The following is a 19,006-nucleotide window of genomic DNA, read 5'->3' as shown; positions in this document are numbered from 1 at the left end:
ATAATTTATTTCTTGCAGGATATCTCATAATTCCTTATAATAACTTCTATACTTATATATGGGCATCAGCATTATATAATGCCCGGAAAGGAATTAACGAATGATACGATTTATCCTCGTCTGTATTGTTGTGATCGGATACCTGATCCTGTCCATCCCCATCCTGCTGGTCGAATGGATCATCGGCAGATTTTCTCCTGAAAAAAAGGATATCAGCTCCCTTAGGATCATCCAGGCAGTATTCCGATTTATCCTTAAGATCACCGGTGCAAAAATTACTGTGATCGGAGAAGAAAATGTGCCAAAGGACACACCTGTACTTTATATCGGCAACCACAGAAGCTACTTCGACATACTTCTTACTTACTCCCGCTGTCCGATCCGTACAGGCTACATTGCCAAAAAAGAGATGGAGAAAATCCCTCTTCTTTCCACATGGATGCGTTATCTCCACTGTCTCTTCCTTGACAGGAAAGACATCAAACAGGGACTCAAAACGATCCTGACCGCAGTAGACAAAGTAAAATCCGGAATTTCCATCTGTATTTTCCCGGAAGGAACCCGAAACAGAAATAAAGATGAGCTGGACATGCTTCCCTTCCATGAAGGAAGCTTCAAAATCGCTACCAAGGCCAAATGCCCGATCATCCCAATTGCGATCAGCAATTCAGCCAACATTTTCGAGGCACACTTCCCGAAGATATCTCCTGCAAGAGTTGTAGTAGAATACGGTAAGCCGATCTATCCGGATGAACTGAGCAAAGAAGATAAGAGGCATGTCGGAGAATATACGCAAAACGTAATTCGCAAAATGCTTATAAAGAACAAACCACTGACCGAAAAATAATAAGACCATCACCAGAGCGTAAAGACAAAAATTTACGCTCTGCCGGACTGTTATATATCAGAATTTCCATTGTATCTGGACTGATCCGGGAAATACCTTAAGTGACCTGATCATCTTATCAACTGTAAACCTCTTCTCCTCAAAATCAATCTCTCCCCACAGACTTATATTAGATGCTACCTTTTCCATCTGCTCCGGTGTCGCATGATTCTCCGCAAGCACCGATAATTTCTCCAGCTTTAACTGATGCATCTGGTCTATTTCTTCCACTCTCTGATTGATATAATCTGTCAGTGTTTCTCCGGCACCTGCCAGAGAATCCACAAGCAGAGAAATCTCCTTTTCCATTTCCTCAATCTCCCTGTAAATCTGCTTTACCTGCGGATTTTCCTTTAACTTCGTATAAGCGGCAGGAGACTGTCCTTCGCGCAGCTTACGTACCATCTCTTTATATACATAATTCTCCACATCTTCAGTATAAACCTTCCCGCACCCCGGGCAGGCTTTGTTGTTCAGACGCTTCGTACATCTCAGGTACTGTTTACCGGACTGTATTTTAATACTCATAAGTGCGTATCCGCAATTGCCACATTTCACTTTCCCTGCCAGCCATGTATTCACAGCTTTTCGGTTGGCCTGAATCGTTTTATTTCTCATAAGCTTGATCCTGCAGTTCAGCCACTGCTCCGAAGACACAAGCCCCTCATGAGGTGCCACCACCAGCATATGTCCCTTAAGATTCTGCAGCTTATCTGTCTGCGCATCCCGCCCCTGATAAAGATAACATCCATGAATCCCGTCAAACTGCTCCGGACTGCTTACTATATTGGTTCCATGGCTCCTGAAAAAACGGTACACATCCATATCAGCCCGCACATATACCGGATTTCTCAAAAGCTGGGCCAGCATGGAACGTATCAGTTCCTTTCCGTAGAACTGCACTCCCTTTTCCGCATAATATCTGGTGATATCCCCATAAGAAGTGTCCGGTTGTTCGTACATATCAAAAATTTCCCGCACAATTGCCGCTTCCCCGGGTTCTTCCACAAGCTTCTTTGTATGGATTCCTTCCATCAGGATCTCCTCTAGCCGATAACCATAAGGAGGCTTGCCGCCCATTCGAAAACCTTTCTGACTTCTGGAATAATATGCGTCGCTGACACGCTTCTGAATAGTCTCACGTTCCAGTTGCGCAAACACAATGCAGATATTTAACATTGCCCGTCCCATAGGTGTCGAAGTATCAAATTTCTCTGTAGAAGAGACAAATTCCACCTGATACTGCTGAAACAGATTCATCATATTGGAAAAATCCAGAATAGAACGGCTGATCCGATCCAGCTTATACACGATCACTTTCTCCACTTCCCCTCTGCGGATATCTGTCAGAAGCTGCTGAAGCTGTGGTCTGACTGTATTCTTGCCGCTGTAACCCTTATCCTTGTACTCTTTGAAACTTCCACCTTTTAACTCGTACTTGCAGAACTCGATCTGACTTTCAATAGAAATACTATCTGCTCTGTCCACTGACTGCCTTGCGTAGATTGCATTGATTCTCTTCATAGGGGTCCTCCTTTGTGAAATGAAATAATTGTTGTTTTGCCGGGCAATGTTGTTACCGTTCACCCTGCATTCCGCAACACGTCTTGCAATGCACAGAATAAACAGTAACCGGCACTGTAACCATTCAACAATTCCTCCTCCGGGAAGAAAAACCTGAGCGATTACATTTTGTCTATACAATTACGATAACAAATATTTAAAAATGTGTAAATCGACTTTTTTCTATCTTTATGTATAGATTTTTCCGACAGTTTCATTGTATAATGATGTCATAAATATTCCTCTACAATCAACTCGTTCCTCTGCTGATCATTTATAACTGTCCTGTACCGTTACCGTTCACTCTATACCTGTGTCACCGACTAAAAGGAGATTTCCCATATGAGAAGAAAATGTACCGATTCCCTGATATACTGGAAAAAAAATCCCGGCCGCAAACCTTTAATCCTTCAGGGGCTTCGCCAGACAGGCAAGACCTGGCTACTTATGGACTTCGGAAATAAGCAATACGAACATACACTCTACATCAATCTGGAAACAGACCGCTCTGCTACAGACTATCTGTCTGTTCCACATGATCCACAGGAAGTACTGCTTTTTCTGGAAACCTGTGCAGGAAAACCACTGCGCCCTGCCTCTTCCCTTCTGATTCTTGACAATATCCAGTGCATTCCTCAGATTTCCACACTTCTTACCTCTATTGCCCTGGACTTTCCACAATATCACATTGCCTCTATCTATAAAGGTGTGGTTAACTCTGATTCTTTCTCCGTCCACGACTTTGATATCCTGACTCTGTATCCACTGGATTTTGAAGAATTTCTGTGGGCCAATGCTGAGTTTGCCCTTACAAGAGAAATCCGCAATCATTTCTCCGATTTCAGCCCAATGGGAAAGAAACTCCACGAAAAAGCCCTGTCACAGTTCCGTCTCTATCTGATTATCGGCGGAATGCCTGCTGCCATTATGGAATACAAAAAAGAAAAGAAGCTCCTGCTGGTACCTGACACCCAGCAAAAGCTCCTTAATCTTTTTCTCAGCGATATTACTGCCCTGGCTCCAAAAGGAACCGCCCGCCACTGCCGCAATGCCTGGCTCTCGATCCCTGCACAACTCGGCAGAACCAGCCGTAAATTCCAGTACACCCGCATTGCAAAAGGTGCTACTGCCAAAGTCTATCATGAACCCCTGCAGTGGCTGATCAGCACCGGACTTGCCATTCCCTGCCAGACAGCTGTCTGCAGTAAACCTTCGGAAACCTCCTTACATCTGTATCCTGTTGACACCGGATTATGCTCATGTATACTGAAAATCCCTGCCTTCCAGCTTCTGTCAGGAGAAGAAACCACCGCCGGTACAGCCTGTATCGAAACCTTTCTGGCACAGCACTTTATCCGGAATGGCTATACCCTCTCCTACTGGTCCAGCGGCAACCAGGCGGAAGTTCCCTTTTTACTGTCCAAAAACAGTCATTTTATTGCCATAGACTACCGCACCACCCCACATCAGAAATGCAGGAACCTTATGCAGCTGAATAAATCTTCTCTCTCTCCTGCACCCACGCAAATGTATTTAATCTCTGCCGAAGACTTCAGGCAAAAAGAAGCTTATCGAATCGTGCCTTTATATGCGGTATTTTGCATATAGAACGTGGCAGATACAACCGGCAAAAGCAGACTCCGGCCGGTAGTTCTTCTCGCTTTCACATCTTCGGAAACGAAGAAAAAACATCTTCAGCCATATCTCTCTGATATGGCTGAAAACTTTTTACGCATTGTTGATGATTTTTTAGTTTGTCATTAACTAAATCTCAAACTCCTTATATAATTGTTCCCTGTATTTTTCATCTTCAGATGCCCTCTCTGCGTCTGCATAACGTTTGTCATTTAAAAGCATTTTCATAAGCATCCCAAGACGGTTTTCACCTTTCTTTATACCTTTTTTTTCGCCTTTCTTTTCGCCTCTTTTTTCACCTTTCTCTTCTGCATAGGAAATCATACTCAACATATCGGACACCTCCTTCTGTCGGATCTGACTGTCTGAATCCGGAATGTAGGATAGTACTTTCTTCTGATCACCGGAAAATACACCATATAAAAGATCCATCAGTCCCTTTTCATTTTGTTCTTCCCCGCCAAGCCGTACTATGACAACCTCCATAAGGTCTGCTTCCGCAGCATCGATCTGAATGTCAGGTATGCGGAAACCTTCATTTTTGTAATTATGTATCTTGTAATAAGATACGGTATTCTGCTGTTCTTTGGGAATATTCTCAAGGCAGATCCAGATACTGTAGACCTTTTCCAGATATTTATAGCCTTTCCCATTTTTCCCTACTTTATCCAACTGTGCAGATAATTTCCGGCATCCGTAGTATATGCCTCTTTTAATAACAGGATACCCCGGCCGGTAGTTCTTCTGTAATTCAAAATCCACATGGAGATTTACCAGGATATTTCCTTTTTTCTTTGGAAGCAGCGAACGAAAAAGGATATCAAAAACTGCCGGTGCCTCATCTGTTGTGTTGAATTCCGTCTGTTCGCCCCGGATGCTTCCTGCCATGTCTTCCTCTACAAATGCTGTTCCGGTCCGGATTGTATCTCCCTCAATACAGTTCATGATCTCTTCCAGAGAACAGTCCTTGTATTCTGCTACGGTGTACTTTAGAATGTTGCCCATAATCGGCTTATACGAAAAAATATTTTTAGCCGCTTTATCTTTTGTTTCTCTGCCTTTTAAGGTTCTCATTGTTGTAGAAATACTGTTTTTTACTTTCATGAGATACTCCTGCAAGTGAAATTTTCTATTTATATTTTTATGATACCTCAGAAATAAAACTTCGTCAAATGCTTCTTCCCGGTCCGAGCAGACGCCAGAGGAGGTGTCAGATTGGAGTAAATTTCCTTCACCAAAATCAGAACCGGGTTCCGATTTACTGCGTCAATTTTTCAGGCAGATCCCCTGGATATTCTATATTTTATAAACTTCATTATATATCGTTACTTTTTACAATCAGCGTAAAACCAGAAGAATTTTTCAATACAGCAACCAGTTTATTTGTAATAACTGCCTGTTTTTACTACGATTGTCAATAATTATCCACTTATAAATCATAAAATCCGGATATTCCTCAAGTTTGAAATCAATTCCCCATACGAAATTTTCTCAAAAATCAACCTGTCCATCACCCAAAGGGGAACTATAATCATGACAAAGATTAAAAACACAAAGAAGGGCATGGCAAAAAAGACATTAAGTATGTCACTTGTTGTTGCAATGCTTGCTACTTCTAATGTGCCGGTATGGGCTGCTGAGTTCAGCGATGGTACTGATGCTGCCGTTGAGACTGAAGCTCCGGCTGCTGAAACATTTTCTGATGATGCTACAGAAGCTCCGGTTGTAGAAAATACTACTGACGTGACAGATGTTGCAACTGCAACTGCACCTAAATTAACATTAGCAAATTGGACAGGCGCTTTGGCTGTATCTGGTGATCTTAAAGATGGTAGCACTGATGTTGCAAACTTTGATTATAAAGTTCGTATTGATGGCAAAGAAGTTGTTGGTCATTCAGGAACTTATACTGGAAGTGCTACAAGTGTTGCTGATTTAAATAGTAAATTAACATCAGCTACTTTTGTATCTACTGATGCTGGTCATATTGTATCTGTAGAGATTACAGGAACGGGTGCTAATGCTGGATTTAAAACTACAATTGAAGGCATTGAAATTAAGAGTGTAGATGTTTCATCTGCGACATTAAATCTTGGTGGCGCAACTGTAGCTTATACTGGTAAACAGGTGGCATTTAGTGATACTCAGATTGCTGGATTTACAATTGCTGGTATTTCAGGTCTTTCATATAATGACTTTAAGTATACATATGAGGGAGACGATCTTGTAAATGCTACACCTGCTGGAAAAACACTTCAGGTTGTTGCTACTGTAGACAAAGCAGGATATACAGGACAGATTAAAGCACCTTTTATAATTAACAAACGTACTCTGAATCCAGACAAATTAGAATTAACATTAAAGAAAAATACTGTTTCTTATGCAGAAAGATCTAAAATCTCTTCTGATTATGTAACAGTTAAAGACACTGTAACAGGAGAAACTCTTCCAACATCTGTATATACAGTTACTGGAAGTGGATTAACTGCTGTTGGCACTGAAAGCACATTGAGCATTGCTACAGACTCCTTAGATAAAGATGAAAAAACAAATCGCAATTATACAGGTAATGTAATAAAAGTTACAACAGATAAAGTTAAAGTTGTTGCTAATCAGATGTCAGATTTCAAAATTGTTACTGACAGTATTGGAAAAGATGATGCATCTAATGCAACAGCTGTAAAGAATGCAATTCATTTCTACATTGGCGACACAGAGGTAACATCTTATATTTCTTCTGCTATTACTGTTGCTCCAGCAACTTTAGCAAGTGGTGCGACAACTTTATCTGTTTCTGTAAATGGTGATAATACAAACGTTATCGGAAACACAACCGTAAATCTTTCTGTAACATTAAATAAACTTACAGTAGATGGATTAAGATATACACTTGGCACAACTAAAGATAAACAAGCAAATTCTGCTGAAGATTTAGGAGCTGAAACATACACTGGTGAGGCAATCACTAAAGATATTAAAGATGTTAAATTTGTTAGTGGAACTACAAATGTTAACTTATCTACAAGTGATTACAAAGTAGAGTATGTAAATGATAACACAAATGCTAAGGCTGTTTCCAAAAAAGACGTAGAAGTTTACATTGTAGGTACTGGAAACTATAGTGGCCGTGTTAAAATTGGTACATTTGCAATTAATGCCGCAGTAATCGAAGCTGCAGATATTACTGTTCCTGAAAAAGTTCAGTACAATGGAAGTCTTCAGACCGCATCTGACTACATGGATGGAAAAGTTACTGTTAAAGCAGGCGCTACAGGAAAGAAAAAAGATGTTCCGGCAGATGCATATAAATTAACATATACTTCAAGCACAACTCCTGTTTCAGTAGGTGCAACAATTACTACAAAATTAGTAGAAACAGATATTAAAAACAAAAACTATACAACTGGTACAACTGAAGTTACTGCTTCCAAAACAACAACTGTAACTAACAAAGATATCGCTGATACTAATGCAAAACTTGAAGTTGTAGGATCTTATACTTATACTGGAAAAGCAATTACACCGACTGTAAAATTAACAGTTGATGGTGTAGAACTGGCATCTGGTATTGATTATGAAATCCAGTCCTGCTCTAACAACAAAAATGCTGGTGAAGCTACAGTAACTGTTGTAGGAAAAGGTGATTATTCTGGAACTCAGACAGCTAAATTTACAATTAACAAAGCAAATCTGAGTGATGTTAAAGTTGAAGCAAAAGCTACTACTGACGCAGAAAAAGAAGCATTTACCTATACAGGAAGTCAGATTAAGCCAACAACTTCTAATTTTAAAATCACATTAAATGATGTTGAACTGAGCGCTTCTGATTTTGCAATTACATACCCAACAACTTCTAAAGTAAATGTAAATGTTGGTGATGCAACAGTAACATTAGCACCAGTAAAAACAAATACTAACTTTGTTGGTGAAACTAAAGAAGTTGGATTTAAGATTCTTCCTAGAGCACTTACTACCAGCTATTTAAATGGTACATTCTACGCATTTGATGAAAACGGTGATAAGATTGACTTTACCAAAACAAATTATGTATTTGGATATGACGGAACAGAAAAAACATTTAAAGACATTAAATTTGTTCCAAGCGTAGCTAAATATAGAACTATGAATCTTGTTGAAGGTAAAGATTATGAAATCAAGTATTTCAATAATATTACCGGACCAAAAGCATATGTTTATGTTACAGGTATTGGAAACTATGCTGGTTCTACAAAATTTGAAGGAAGCGATGTAACTTATACAAAAGCTCAGGACTTCGCAATTGAAGGAGTTACTGTAGGTCGCAAAAATATTACTGTATCAGACACAGAATATGCTGGTGGTGTAGCTGTTACACCAAATGTAATAATTAAGGTTGGCGATAAAACATTAGTAGAAGGAACTGATTATGAATTCACAGGACTTTCTAACAATGTAGATGTTACAGCTTCAAATAAAGTATTAAAAGCTACATTAAAGCTTAAAAATGGATATAAACTGAGCAATGGTACAGGTGAATGGACTGGAGTATTCAGCAATCCAGTTGTAAATGACACTACAAACACATATACTATTGATATAACATGGAAGATTGTTAAAAAAGACATTGCTAATACAACAGTTGAAATTTCCGAAACAAACGGTAAATTAACAACTACTGTACTTAATGGTAGCGTAATCGTTCCAGCAACAGAATACGATGTAAAAGACAATGGTGATGGAACTGCTACTGTAACAGCTAAAGCTGATAGCAAGAGCTATACAGGAAGCCAGAAAGTATCTGTAAAGAAATCTGAAAATGTTGGTGCTCCAGTAATCAGCAATGTTAAAGTTGTTGGTAACAAAGCAACTGTTATCCTTTCTGGTGAAGCTGACGGCGCTGCAGGTTATGATTATGTAATTTCTACAGACCGTGATTGCATCACAAACAAAGATTATACATCTATCAGTAAGAATCAGGTACAGACTTCTACTACATTCAAATATGTAGATCAGGGTATGTACTATGCATACTGCCACGCTTGGACACGTGATGAGAACGGTAAGAAAGTATTTGGTGAATGGTCCAATGCTTATCCATTCTCTGTAACAGCAATCACACCAGATGCTCCGGTTATCACAAACGTTAAAGTAAGCGGATCTACTATCAAAGTAACATACAAAGCAGCTGCAAATGCAACTGGTTACGATGTAGTACTTGGAACATCCTCCAAGAAAGAAAACGGTGAGACACGTCCATATCACTATGGCGATCACAAAGTACTGAACCTCAAAGAAGGTACAGTAACAGCAACATTCAAGAAAGTACCAAAGGGAACATGGGTAGTTGGAATGCATGCATTCAACAGAACATCCGAAGACGGAAAGAAAGTCTTCAGCCCATGGTCAAACCTGAAAAAGGCTACTGTTAAATAATCCATTTGGGTAATTAATACAGATTCCTAAAAAGAAGGCTCCGGTCATTGCGATCGGAGTCTTTCTTTTTAATAAACCTATACCATATATTCTAACAGAATCTTATCCTTATATTGCTTTCTGCTATTTCAAGGTGTATCTGACTCCCCTGCCTGCACCTGTTTTTTTCAGGATTTTCTTTTCAATCAGGCTGTTCAGAGTACGTACTGCTTTACTCTTTTCCATTTCTGCTGCTTTCTCAATTTCTGATCTTGACATTTTTTCTTTTCCCTTAAGGATGCTGACCAGTATCTGTTCGGCTTCGCTCAGGTCATAGTTTTCCCTTATAACAGGAAGAATTACTTTGATAGAATTAGAAAAACACTGATACGATGGTTTTATCAGTGCGTTCCTGTAAGCATGATTGATCCTCATGATTCCGGTTCCAAATTTCTCAATATATTTCAGCCGGAAGAACACATTTCCGATAATAGGATTTCTGAGTATGGATATCTGACCATTCAGGTATTCCTCTTCGCTGATTCCGGCAGGAAGCCCTCCCGGAGAACTGATCTCAATCCTGTCCGCATACATACTGACTTTTATAGATGCCGGGATATCCCACATTCGATGGATCAGAGCATTGGCTATTGCTTCCCTGAAGGCTTTTTCCGGGATTTTGTCAATACATTTCCTTTCGGCTCCCTCTATTTTTTCATACTGATAATACTTTCGGAACATCTGAAGTGTTTTTTCCAACTGAGAAAGTATGGAAATATTTTCTAGTGATTCCCTGTCCATGATCTCATCTATGGTATCACCAAAACGTATGATATCTATTCCCGTAAACTGATTATCATCAGCAAGAAGTGCAGCTGCATTATTGAACCCACTCTGATCAGAATACAGTTCAAGAGTTTTTAAAATATCTTTATTGATCTTCTCAATGCCCATCACCCGGATAAATTCTGTTTCCAATTTAGCAAAAGTAAGCTGCTGATTGAATGAAGTGATCTCCTCAAAAGTCTGATTACAGCCCTCCAGGATCAACCGGTTATATTCCAGACGATCCACTTCAACTGTAGAAGAATCATTTCTTTTATAAGCTTTACCTTTATAGAGATAAGGCTTATACCTGCCTTCATAAACAGTGAGCACGATCGTATTTTCCTGTATCTCCAGACGGAACTCCGGCACAGGACTGAGACTGTCATTGATCTTATTCTCCAGATTCAGACATCCGTTCACTGGATCTGTTATGCCGATGACGTTCCCCTGATCATTGATTCCAAATATAATCTTTCCTTCGCCATAATTAGCATAGGCACTGATCGTTTTCAGAAACGTGTTAGATGACAGATTTTCCTTATATTCCAATGTTCTGCTTTCCCTCATGATACATTTTCCTCCACATTTTCAATCCTTTGAAACCCAATATTGATTTGTAATATATAGTATAAAATCGTTCCAATCGAAATGCAACGATTTCTTTTTTCGTTTCATATAGAATACAACGATTTATATAATCATCAAATATAATTCCGCCGATCAAAAGCCAACGTAATTGTATAATTGTGAAATAATAAATATTATACGTAAATAATGCACTAAGATTACAATTACAAATAAAAATTTCTGGGGTGTTGATGCAAGCGGAAATAATATTACTACACAGCCTGCAGCTGTATACCGTTATTCTAAAATCAGCAAACCACAGGCAAGTGCTTGGACTGTTTCTACAGAAAAAGCATCTTATACTTACACAGGAGAAGCAATTATTCCAGAACTGATTGTAAAGGATGGAACAAAAGAGCTCGAAAAAGATGTAGATTACGAAATTAAGTCTATTGCAAACGGTACAAATGTAGGTACTGCAACTGTAACAATTGTTGGAAAAGGTGATGATGACAATACATCTACTACAACAACTACATTTACGATTACACCAGCTGATATGTCTTCTTTAACTGTAAATGTAAATGATCAAAGCTATACCGGACATCAGATTCGTCCTACAGTAAAAGATTCCAATAACAATACACAGATTACAGCTAAATTAGGTACTGTAAATATTGATCTTGGTCAATTTACAATTAGTTATCCAGATTCAAAGGATGCAAATGGAAAAGAAGTTAATGTAGCTAATCAGTCATTTATCTATGATGGAAAAGCTCATACTTTTGCAAGCGCAACATTCAACTATTCTTATACTGATCCGATTACACATAAAACTGTTAAATTAGAAGAAGGAAAAGATTTTGAAATTAAATACTTCCACAATGTAACAGGTAATGCCAGCCATGAAGCATATATCGCTGTAGTTGGTAAAGGCAACTATGCTGGCAACAACGATACAACAAATCAGGTTTTCGAAGATGAAAATGGTCAGAAAGTAAACGCTATTACTTATAAGAAATTTACAATTACTCCAGTTCAGCTGTCAGATCAGAACGTAACTGTTTCTAATGGTACTTATGCTGAAGGAATGGCAGTAAAACCAGTTGTTAAAGTATCATATGGTAGAGATGCTCTTACATTAGAAGAAGGTAAGGACTACAAATTAGTTGGTGTGGGTGCTTATACAGAGCCTACAACAAAGAAATATACAGTAAGTGTTGAAGGTATCAATGGATATACAGGAACAACATCTTCTGTTAACTGGGGAATTGATAAAAAAGATCTTGCTGACTGTGATATTACAGCCGCTAAGAATTCTAAAGGTTCTGTATCTGTTGTTGTAATGAACGGAAATGTTAAAGTTCCAACAGAAAAATATGTTGTTACAGAAAATGCTGACGGAACAGTAACAGTTACTCCGGCAAAAGATAGTAAATACTACATCGGTTCTAAGACAGTTACATTAGCTGGTTCTGAAGCTAATGAAAAACCAGGAACACCTATGATCAGCAATGTTAAAGTTGTTGGTAATAAAGCAACTGTAATCCTTTCCGGTGATACAGATGGTGCTGCAGGTTATGACTATGTAATCTCTACAGATCGTGACTGCATTACAAACAAAGATTACACATCTGTAAACAAGAATCAGGTTCAGACTTCTACTACATTCAAATATGTACAGCAGGGAACCTACTACGCATACTGCCACGCTTGGAAACGTGACGAGAACGGAAAGAAAGTCTTCAGCCCATGGTCCAACCTGAAAACAGCTACTGTTAAATAATCCATTTGGGTAAATAATACAGATTCCTAAAAAGAAAACCCCAGTCATTTTGACTGGGGTCTTTCTTTGTCAAAACTTATCCTGCGATTGTCGAAAAATTTTTCTGGTAAATAAATATCTGCTCTGATAAAATATAAGTACAAAATATGTGACAGGAGGTGACATCCATAATACGTCAAACGAATCTGGCACAAATGATAGACTTTGCCGCAGATCGTGCAAGATATGATGAATGTGCCAAGAAACTATTAACCTATAAGGCAGTCATTGCCTGGATCCTCAAATCCTGTACAAAAGAATTTTCCCAATATAGTGTCAATTTTATCTGTGATAACTGCCTGAAAGAAAATATCGAAATTTCCAGTCGGGCAGTACATCAGGACCATCCTGACCGCAGTAAATTACTGGATGGAAACGAACAAATAGACTGCCTTAATTCCGAAGCAAATGCTATCAAAGACCAGACTGTGTATTATGATATTCGTTTTAAGGCATATATTCCGAACACCGAAGAACCCGTACAGCTGATCATCAATTTGGAAATCCAGTTAAATGACACACCGGGGTATCCATTAGTTACAAGAGGATTTTATTATTGTGCAAGAATGATTTCCGAGCAGTATGGAACTATTTTTACTGGTGAACATTATGAAAAGCTTCAGAAAGTCTACAGTATTTGGATCTGCCCGGATCCGGCGAAAAAACGTAGAAATGGAATCTTCAGATACCATACAGTACAGGATACAGTATTGGGAAAGCCTTATGAAACTCTTGGCAGTTATGACCTTATGGAAGTTGTTATCGTAAATTTAGGTGATGCAGATAAAGAGAGTGATCTGGAGATCCTTGATCTGCTGAATACACTCTTCTCTCTTTCTACATCCTCTGAGACAAAGAAAAAACGTCTTCAGAAAGATTTTGGCATCGCCATGACAGAAGAATTTGAAAGTGAGGTGCAGGATATGTGTAATCTGGGAAAAGCACTTGTTGAACAAGGCATTGAGCAAGGTGTAGAAAAGAAAAATCTATCTCTTGCAAAAATGATGATCAAAGATAAAGAATCTCTCGATAAGATTGAAAAATATACTGGTTTTTCTGCCGATAAGTTAAAAGAGATTGCAGCATCTATCGGAACAAACCTTACTGCTTAGAATACGTCTCCTATGGCAGCTATACATAATAAGACAATAGAAAAATTTGGTACTTAAAATAAGCCCAGAATGCTGAAAATTCAACGATTCTGGGCTTATATTCTGGATTTTTTTATATAAATAACATAACATCCGAAGACGAAAAGAAAGTCTTTATCTCTTATAATCTGTTTTACTACAGGTTGGTAGTCCTTTTGTATCCCAGGACATCCCGGCCTGTTTTATCCAGGTATTTGTCCCGAGAAGAAAGCCGTTTGACTGAGCATCCAGTATGTACCATTTACCACCAACCTTTACCTGATTCCACTGGTGGCTTGGGTTACTGGCTTTGGCATTTGCATGGACGTAACGGCAGTCTACCCCGCTCGCATCACAGAGTGCTTTCATGGCTCTTGCATATCCGGAACACTGTGCCTCTCCATATACCAGTGCACCCCAGGCTGTATTTGCATAATTATACTGCCATCCCCTGTATGCATATCTACAATTGCTGCGGAGATAATTAAAAGCAGTCAGGACTTTATCATAATCTGACATTCCTTTTCGGATATAATTCAGTTTAAAGCTCTGTACAACACTTCTTACCTGCGCCAGATGGGCAGTATCCAGATATGGACCATACACACTGCCATAACTATAATCACCTTTTACAGTAGGAGATTTTAAGGTTATCTTTCTGGCTACGCTCTTATCACTATATATGTTTTTCCCATTTACATTCTCTGTTCCGCGAAGCTTCTGCAGATGAGGCATTGCAGAAATCGTATATCCGGTTACTTCGTGCACTGTTTAAAGGGGTACAGATATCTCAGTTCCTAGCAGGTTCTTATATGACAGGAAGCCTGCCAATAAAAAAATATGGAACACCGTCTGCATTGACAGACTTTCGTGAATTTTCAATGCTGGAACCGGGGCTTCTGGCAGAATATGTTAGCTTTACGGAAAAAGAAGTCAGGGATTTATGCCAGACAAATTATATGGATTTTGATGGATTAAAAACAGCAATCCAGATGCTCTGGTAACTCAGTTGCCGAGTAGTTCACTATGATGCATATATAAGTCTTTCAAATGATAAATCTCATATATTTTTGTAACCGCATTGGTAAGAGATGTTTCGTGCAGTGGATAATACTGCTTATATAATTTTTCCGGTTTTACAATGTCAATTATTTCAGAAGACCAGAGCCGGTACTTCCATTGCAGAGTAATATAGCAGTCAGACATCCATTCCAGAATAAATTCATCATAAGTATTACTTATTTCTGCATTTAAATCTACAGTAATTCCCATATTTCCCATAATCTGTTTCGGAGTTTTACATAAATACAGGGGATTCCCCATATCCATATATCTACGATAATCACTTTTCATATATTTATAGATTATACCAAAACAGTCAGAACAATTTCGAGCTATCAATTTAAATAAATATCTTCCAGATAGTTTTGCACTGTTCAGGTAACCTGAATCATATGCCGGATTATTCATAAAAATCGCCCTCCTGATGATAAATTAAAAATTTCCCCATAGCAGTTCTCACCGTAATTCCCGGAACTTCGAATCCTTCCAGCAAAATTGCACGGTTTCTTGCAGAAAGAAATTGATTTACTTCTCTGCGAGCGTGAAAGTCAGCTGTTACATCTGATTCGTCTTTGTATACCTGCCATGCATCTTTCCATTCAATCTGTTTAAATGCTTTTTGTGATTTCAAAAATATCTGATTACCAAGAGAACCTTTATAGAAAAGTTTCTTTATTTCTTCAATATTGATCTGATTTAGCAAAAAAGCTTCTATGACCTGTGTATAACTGTCATCTGCACGATAGCCTTTGATAATATCAAAATCTGCTGTAGAAATACGGTACATTTCTACAATCCGCGAACCTGTGATTTCAGCACTCTCCAGGCTTGTTCCCCTGTTGGCAATGACCTCTGCGATCCAGGCTAAGATACCATAATCGTTCAGATCCATTATTTTCAGACCAGAAGTATTCAAAATATACCGGTTAACAAAAGAGTATTCCGGATCACCATTTAAAACAGCCCAACTTTTTGCACGGTCTTTATATTCAGTGGTATAAAATCCATTTCCATAATCATTATCTGTTTTTCCACCCTGATAAATTGGTTCTTTTAAAATATGATCAGAACCATGATAAACAATTACATTCTCATATGCTATATCAGAGTCCATAATATTAACATGACTTTTCATTTTATACCCTCCTTAAATTCACTTTTCAGCTGATTTTATTATAACATTGTTCTAACATCTATGTCAGTATAAAGATTTCGACACAAAGCGTTTGATTTTTACCGACAAAAATGGAAGTGGTAAAACAAGTATATTAGATATAGTAGTATATTATATTTTATCCCAATATAAATAAAGAGCCCCTGACCAGATGGATCAAAAACTCCTGCTGATGTTTTTTTGTTTACCAGTATTTTTTTATATAGTTGACAGCTATAGTGGTTCAGTTGTCAAGACAAAAATTTAAGCATTTTATAATGAACTGATATATGTAACTGGGTAGGGGAGAAAATCCCCCCCTTAGGCTGCATGATTATTCAGTAACAGGATTGGATAATAGCAGGATGAGTAGGGTCTCCCGAGGTAAGACACTAATCTTTCGTTATATCCGCTGAGCAGTTTCTGGCTGGCAATTTCACACATTAAATCAACATAATCTGTCATAGACGTTGCAGAAGTTGTATGCTATATTGATTATATAAGAATATTTCTTTCGATGTACCAGACCACTGATTGGTACAATGCAACTCCAACACAAAACCACCATTATTTCCAAGGAGGATTTGAAAGATGAAAAAGAAATTGTCAGCTTTATTACTGGCTTCTTCTATGGCTCTAATGAATGTTGCTCCTGCATATGGTACAGATATTTTTACTGACCCGGATAATGCGGCAAACGAAGATGTAATTTCTGTTCCTGAGGAGCTTGATAACAATGGAGAGTTCAATGACACTGAAGATGAGTTTACTTCGGAACAGACAGATGATGATTTCTTTTCGGATGAAAAGGAAATGCCTTCTGTCCAGGAGGGAGATACGCTGGTTGAAAATGCTGGTCAGGGAATAACATCCGGTACTTCCACCTATTCCTCAAAATCCTCCTTTGGTAGGAGAAAAGTTCTCTCCCAGCTTCAGGGTATGGGAATCAACAGCGGATCTTACAGCTGGAACTGGGCAAGTCCTGAATATACTTCTTACTATACAGATGAAACAGGAAATCTTCACATTGTTGCCTGGAAAGATCAGACTTTATATGATGCTGTCTGCAATTCCGATCTTAATGTTACCAATGTAACAACAGTAAAGCTTCCGCTTCCATTGTGGGGAGGGTTCTACGCTGCACCCGATGGGAATTTTTATGTTGCAGTAGGACAGAAAAATCTGAATGAAGACAACAGCATAACTGCTGTCCGGATCCTCAAATACAGCCGTGCCTGGAAACTGCTTGGTGCAACGGACATTGGCGGCGGATACACAAATATGTTTGAAGGAATCTACATTCCTTTTGATGCTGCTTCCCTGCGCATGACCCAGACTGGTTCTACCCTGATCGTCCATACAGGACGGGAAATGTATGGAATGGAAGGAATACACCATCAGAGTGATGTCACTTTTGTCATCAACACTCAGGATATGACGCTTATTAATTCAGATATGCCCTATTGCAGCCATTCCTTTAATCAGTTTGTTGTAAATGACGGCTCTCATGTATATTTTCTGGATCATGGGGATTCTTGTTACAGAGGTCTGATCCTGTCCTCCTTCTCCGCATATTCCGGCGGATATATCGCTCAGGAGCGTGCGGTAAATATCTTTCCTTTTATGGGGGCTACAGGTGATAATTATACCGGATGCGAGGTAACCGGATTTTCTCTGGCCGGAAATAATCTGATCACAGTAGGCAAATCTGTTCCCCATGGCTTTGCTGTGAATGGACAGACCGGATATGAGAATCTTAATAAAAACATCTTTATGATAATCACAGATAAGAACAGTATGGCTTCCAGATTTATCTGGCTCACTCAGTATTCACCATCAGGAGCAGAAATAACTCTGACAGAACCAAAACTTATCCCCGTAGGAAATAATCAGTATGCAGTCCTTTTCTCAGAGGAAACCTCAGACCAGAGTATTCTGCATTATCTCCTTATGGATGCTTCCGGGAACGTAATATTATCCAAGTTATACAAGAATGTAACGATCCAGACGGATTCCCAGCCGATCTTATGGGGACGTAATATTGTATGGGTATCCGGAAATTATGATAACGGCAACTATGACAGTTCCCGCACATACCTGTATGAAATCCCCGTAGTGACAACTCCACTTAATGGAATTGCTCTGAACCAGACAAATCTGACAATTGACGAAGGAAATACACAAAAACTCACACCTTCCTTTACACCATCTAACTCTGATGATGTAAAAGATGTGGTCTGGACAAGCAGTAATCCTGGGGTTGCGTCTGTCTCAGAGGATGGAACCGTTCAGGGAAATGGTTATGGCCAGGCAGTAATCACTGCTTCTGCCGGAGATTTTCAGGCCCAGTGTCAGGTGACGGTAAAGGTATCTGAGAACAACACACCACTGACAAAACCTGTGCTGAAACTTTCCCAGAAATCTGCAGATCAAATACATTTAACCTGGAAAAAGGTTTCGAGTGCCAAAGGATACCAGATTTACTGCAGGACAGATTCCCAGTCTTCTTATAAGCGGATAAAAACTCTGAAAACAGGAGCTGTCAGTTTCGATGCAGCTGTAGTACCGGGAGTAACCTATTCATTTAAAGTCCGTGCTTATGGAACCAATGCAAGTGGAAAAAACAAATATTCTAAATTTTCAGCGGTGAAATCAAGAAAAGCTGCTGTCCCGGCTCCATCTAAGGTTTCATGTAAAATGAGTAACGGTGGTACAGAGGTTTCCTGGACAAAAGTAGCCGGTGCTTCCGGATATGTGATTTACCGCAATGGTTCCGCTGCCAAAACAGTGAAGTCCTCTGTCTCAACCTGGAAAGACACAAAAGCTTATGATTCCCAGACAGGCATGTACTGGGTTTATAACTATTATGTAAAAGCTTTTAAGACAGTAAACGGTAAGCGAATATACAGTAAGCCCACAAAAACAGTAAATTTTTACTCGTAAATTATAAAACTACAAAAAGCACT

The 19,006-nt window shown here is 39.0% G+C and carries 13 protein-coding genes; 7 read left to right on the top strand and 6 right to left on the bottom strand.

Annotated features, from left to right (window positions below):
* Positions 1-100 precede the first annotated feature (100 nt).
* Positions 101-847 carry a lysophospholipid acyltransferase family protein gene (locus tag NQ550_RS00640; protein ID WP_025580669.1) on the top strand — a complete coding sequence of 249 codons (747 nt, stop codon included), beginning with the start codon at positions 101-103 and terminating at the stop codon, positions 845-847.
* Between the two features lie 57 nt (positions 848-904).
* On the opposite strand, the gene NQ550_RS00635 is transcribed toward NQ550_RS00640, so the two are convergent.
* Positions 905-2,410, bottom strand: a complete 1,506-nt coding sequence (locus tag NQ550_RS00635) for a recombinase family protein (protein ID WP_025580671.1) — start codon at positions 2,408-2,410, stop codon at positions 905-907.
* 381 nt (positions 2,411-2,791) lie between these two features.
* Here NQ550_RS00635 and NQ550_RS00630 point away from each other — a divergent pair, with 381 nt between their 5' ends.
* Positions 2,792-4,057, top strand: coding sequence for an ATP-binding protein (locus tag NQ550_RS00630; RefSeq protein ID WP_025580672.1), 1,266 nt, complete (start codon positions 2,792-2,794; stop codon positions 4,055-4,057).
* Between the two features lie 156 nt (positions 4,058-4,213).
* On the opposite strand, the gene NQ550_RS00625 is transcribed toward NQ550_RS00630, so the two are convergent.
* Positions 4,214-5,188: a hypothetical protein gene (locus NQ550_RS00625; RefSeq protein ID WP_025580673.1), complete on the bottom strand. Its 975-nt coding sequence runs from the start codon at positions 5,186-5,188 to the stop codon at positions 4,214-4,216.
* Between the two features lie 429 nt (positions 5,189-5,617).
* Here NQ550_RS00625 and NQ550_RS00620 point away from each other — a divergent pair, with 429 nt between their 5' ends.
* A complete protein-coding gene (locus NQ550_RS00620; RefSeq protein WP_055059006.1) occupies positions 5,618-9,496 on the top strand; it encodes an autotransporter outer membrane beta-barrel domain-containing protein in 3,879 nt (1,292 codons plus the stop codon).
* A 123-nt stretch (positions 9,497-9,619) separates the two neighbouring features.
* On the opposite strand, the gene NQ550_RS00615 is transcribed toward NQ550_RS00620, so the two are convergent.
* On the bottom strand, positions 9,620-10,870 hold the full coding sequence (locus tag NQ550_RS00615) for an ATP-binding protein (protein WP_025581292.1): 1,251 nt from the start codon (positions 10,868-10,870) through the stop codon (positions 9,620-9,622).
* A 559-nt stretch (positions 10,871-11,429) separates the two neighbouring features.
* Between NQ550_RS00615 and NQ550_RS00610 the strand changes: the two genes are divergently transcribed.
* Both NQ550_RS00610 and NQ550_RS00605 read left to right on the top strand, forming a co-directional pair.
* A complete protein-coding gene (locus NQ550_RS00610) occupies positions 11,430-12,656 on the top strand; it encodes a hypothetical protein (RefSeq protein ID WP_025581291.1) in 1,227 nt (408 codons plus the stop codon).
* Positions 12,657-12,850: 194 nt separating this feature from the next.
* A complete protein-coding gene (locus NQ550_RS00605) occupies positions 12,851-13,807 on the top strand; it encodes a PD-(D/E)XK nuclease family transposase (protein ID WP_055058971.1) in 957 nt (318 codons plus the stop codon).
* Between the two features lie 153 nt (positions 13,808-13,960).
* Here the strand turns inward: NQ550_RS00605 and NQ550_RS00600 are convergent, their stop codons facing one another.
* Entirely contained in the window at positions 13,961-14,593 is a 633-nt protein-coding gene (locus NQ550_RS00600; RefSeq protein WP_025581123.1) for a transglutaminase domain-containing protein, read from the bottom strand.
* Between the two features lie 44 nt (positions 14,594-14,637).
* Here NQ550_RS00600 and NQ550_RS00595 point away from each other — a divergent pair, with 44 nt between their 5' ends.
* Entirely contained in the window at positions 14,638-14,829 is a 192-nt protein-coding gene (locus NQ550_RS00595; protein WP_025581124.1) for a hypothetical protein, read from the top strand.
* Position 14,830: 1 nt separating this feature from the next.
* Here NQ550_RS00595 and NQ550_RS00590 read toward each other — a convergent pair whose 3' ends face one another.
* On the bottom strand, positions 14,831-15,295 hold the full coding sequence (locus NQ550_RS00590) for a hypothetical protein (RefSeq protein WP_025581125.1): 465 nt from the start codon (positions 15,293-15,295) through the stop codon (positions 14,831-14,833).
* The gene (locus tag NQ550_RS00585; protein WP_025581126.1) at positions 15,288-16,022 is read right to left on the bottom strand and encodes a DUF3990 domain-containing protein; all 735 of its coding nucleotides are present in this window, start codon (positions 16,020-16,022) and stop codon (positions 15,288-15,290) included. The genes NQ550_RS00590 and NQ550_RS00585 overlap by 8 nt, the downstream gene beginning before the upstream one ends.
* A 609-nt stretch (positions 16,023-16,631) precedes the next feature.
* On the opposite strand from NQ550_RS00585, the gene NQ550_RS00580 reads away from it, so the two are divergent.
* Complete coding sequence (locus NQ550_RS00580; RefSeq protein ID WP_025581127.1) at positions 16,632-18,983, top strand: Ig-like domain-containing protein; 2,352 nt, start codon at positions 16,632-16,634, stop codon at positions 18,981-18,983.
* The last annotated feature ends 23 nt before the right edge of the window (positions 18,984-19,006 follow it).

Origin of the sequence: Blautia wexlerae DSM 19850 (genome assembly GCF_025148125.1) — a bacterium.
In the GTDB taxonomy this organism is placed as follows: Bacteria; Bacillota; Clostridia; order Lachnospirales; family Lachnospiraceae; genus Blautia_A; species Blautia_A wexlerae.
This window is presented reverse-complemented; position numbering and strand designations above follow the sequence as displayed.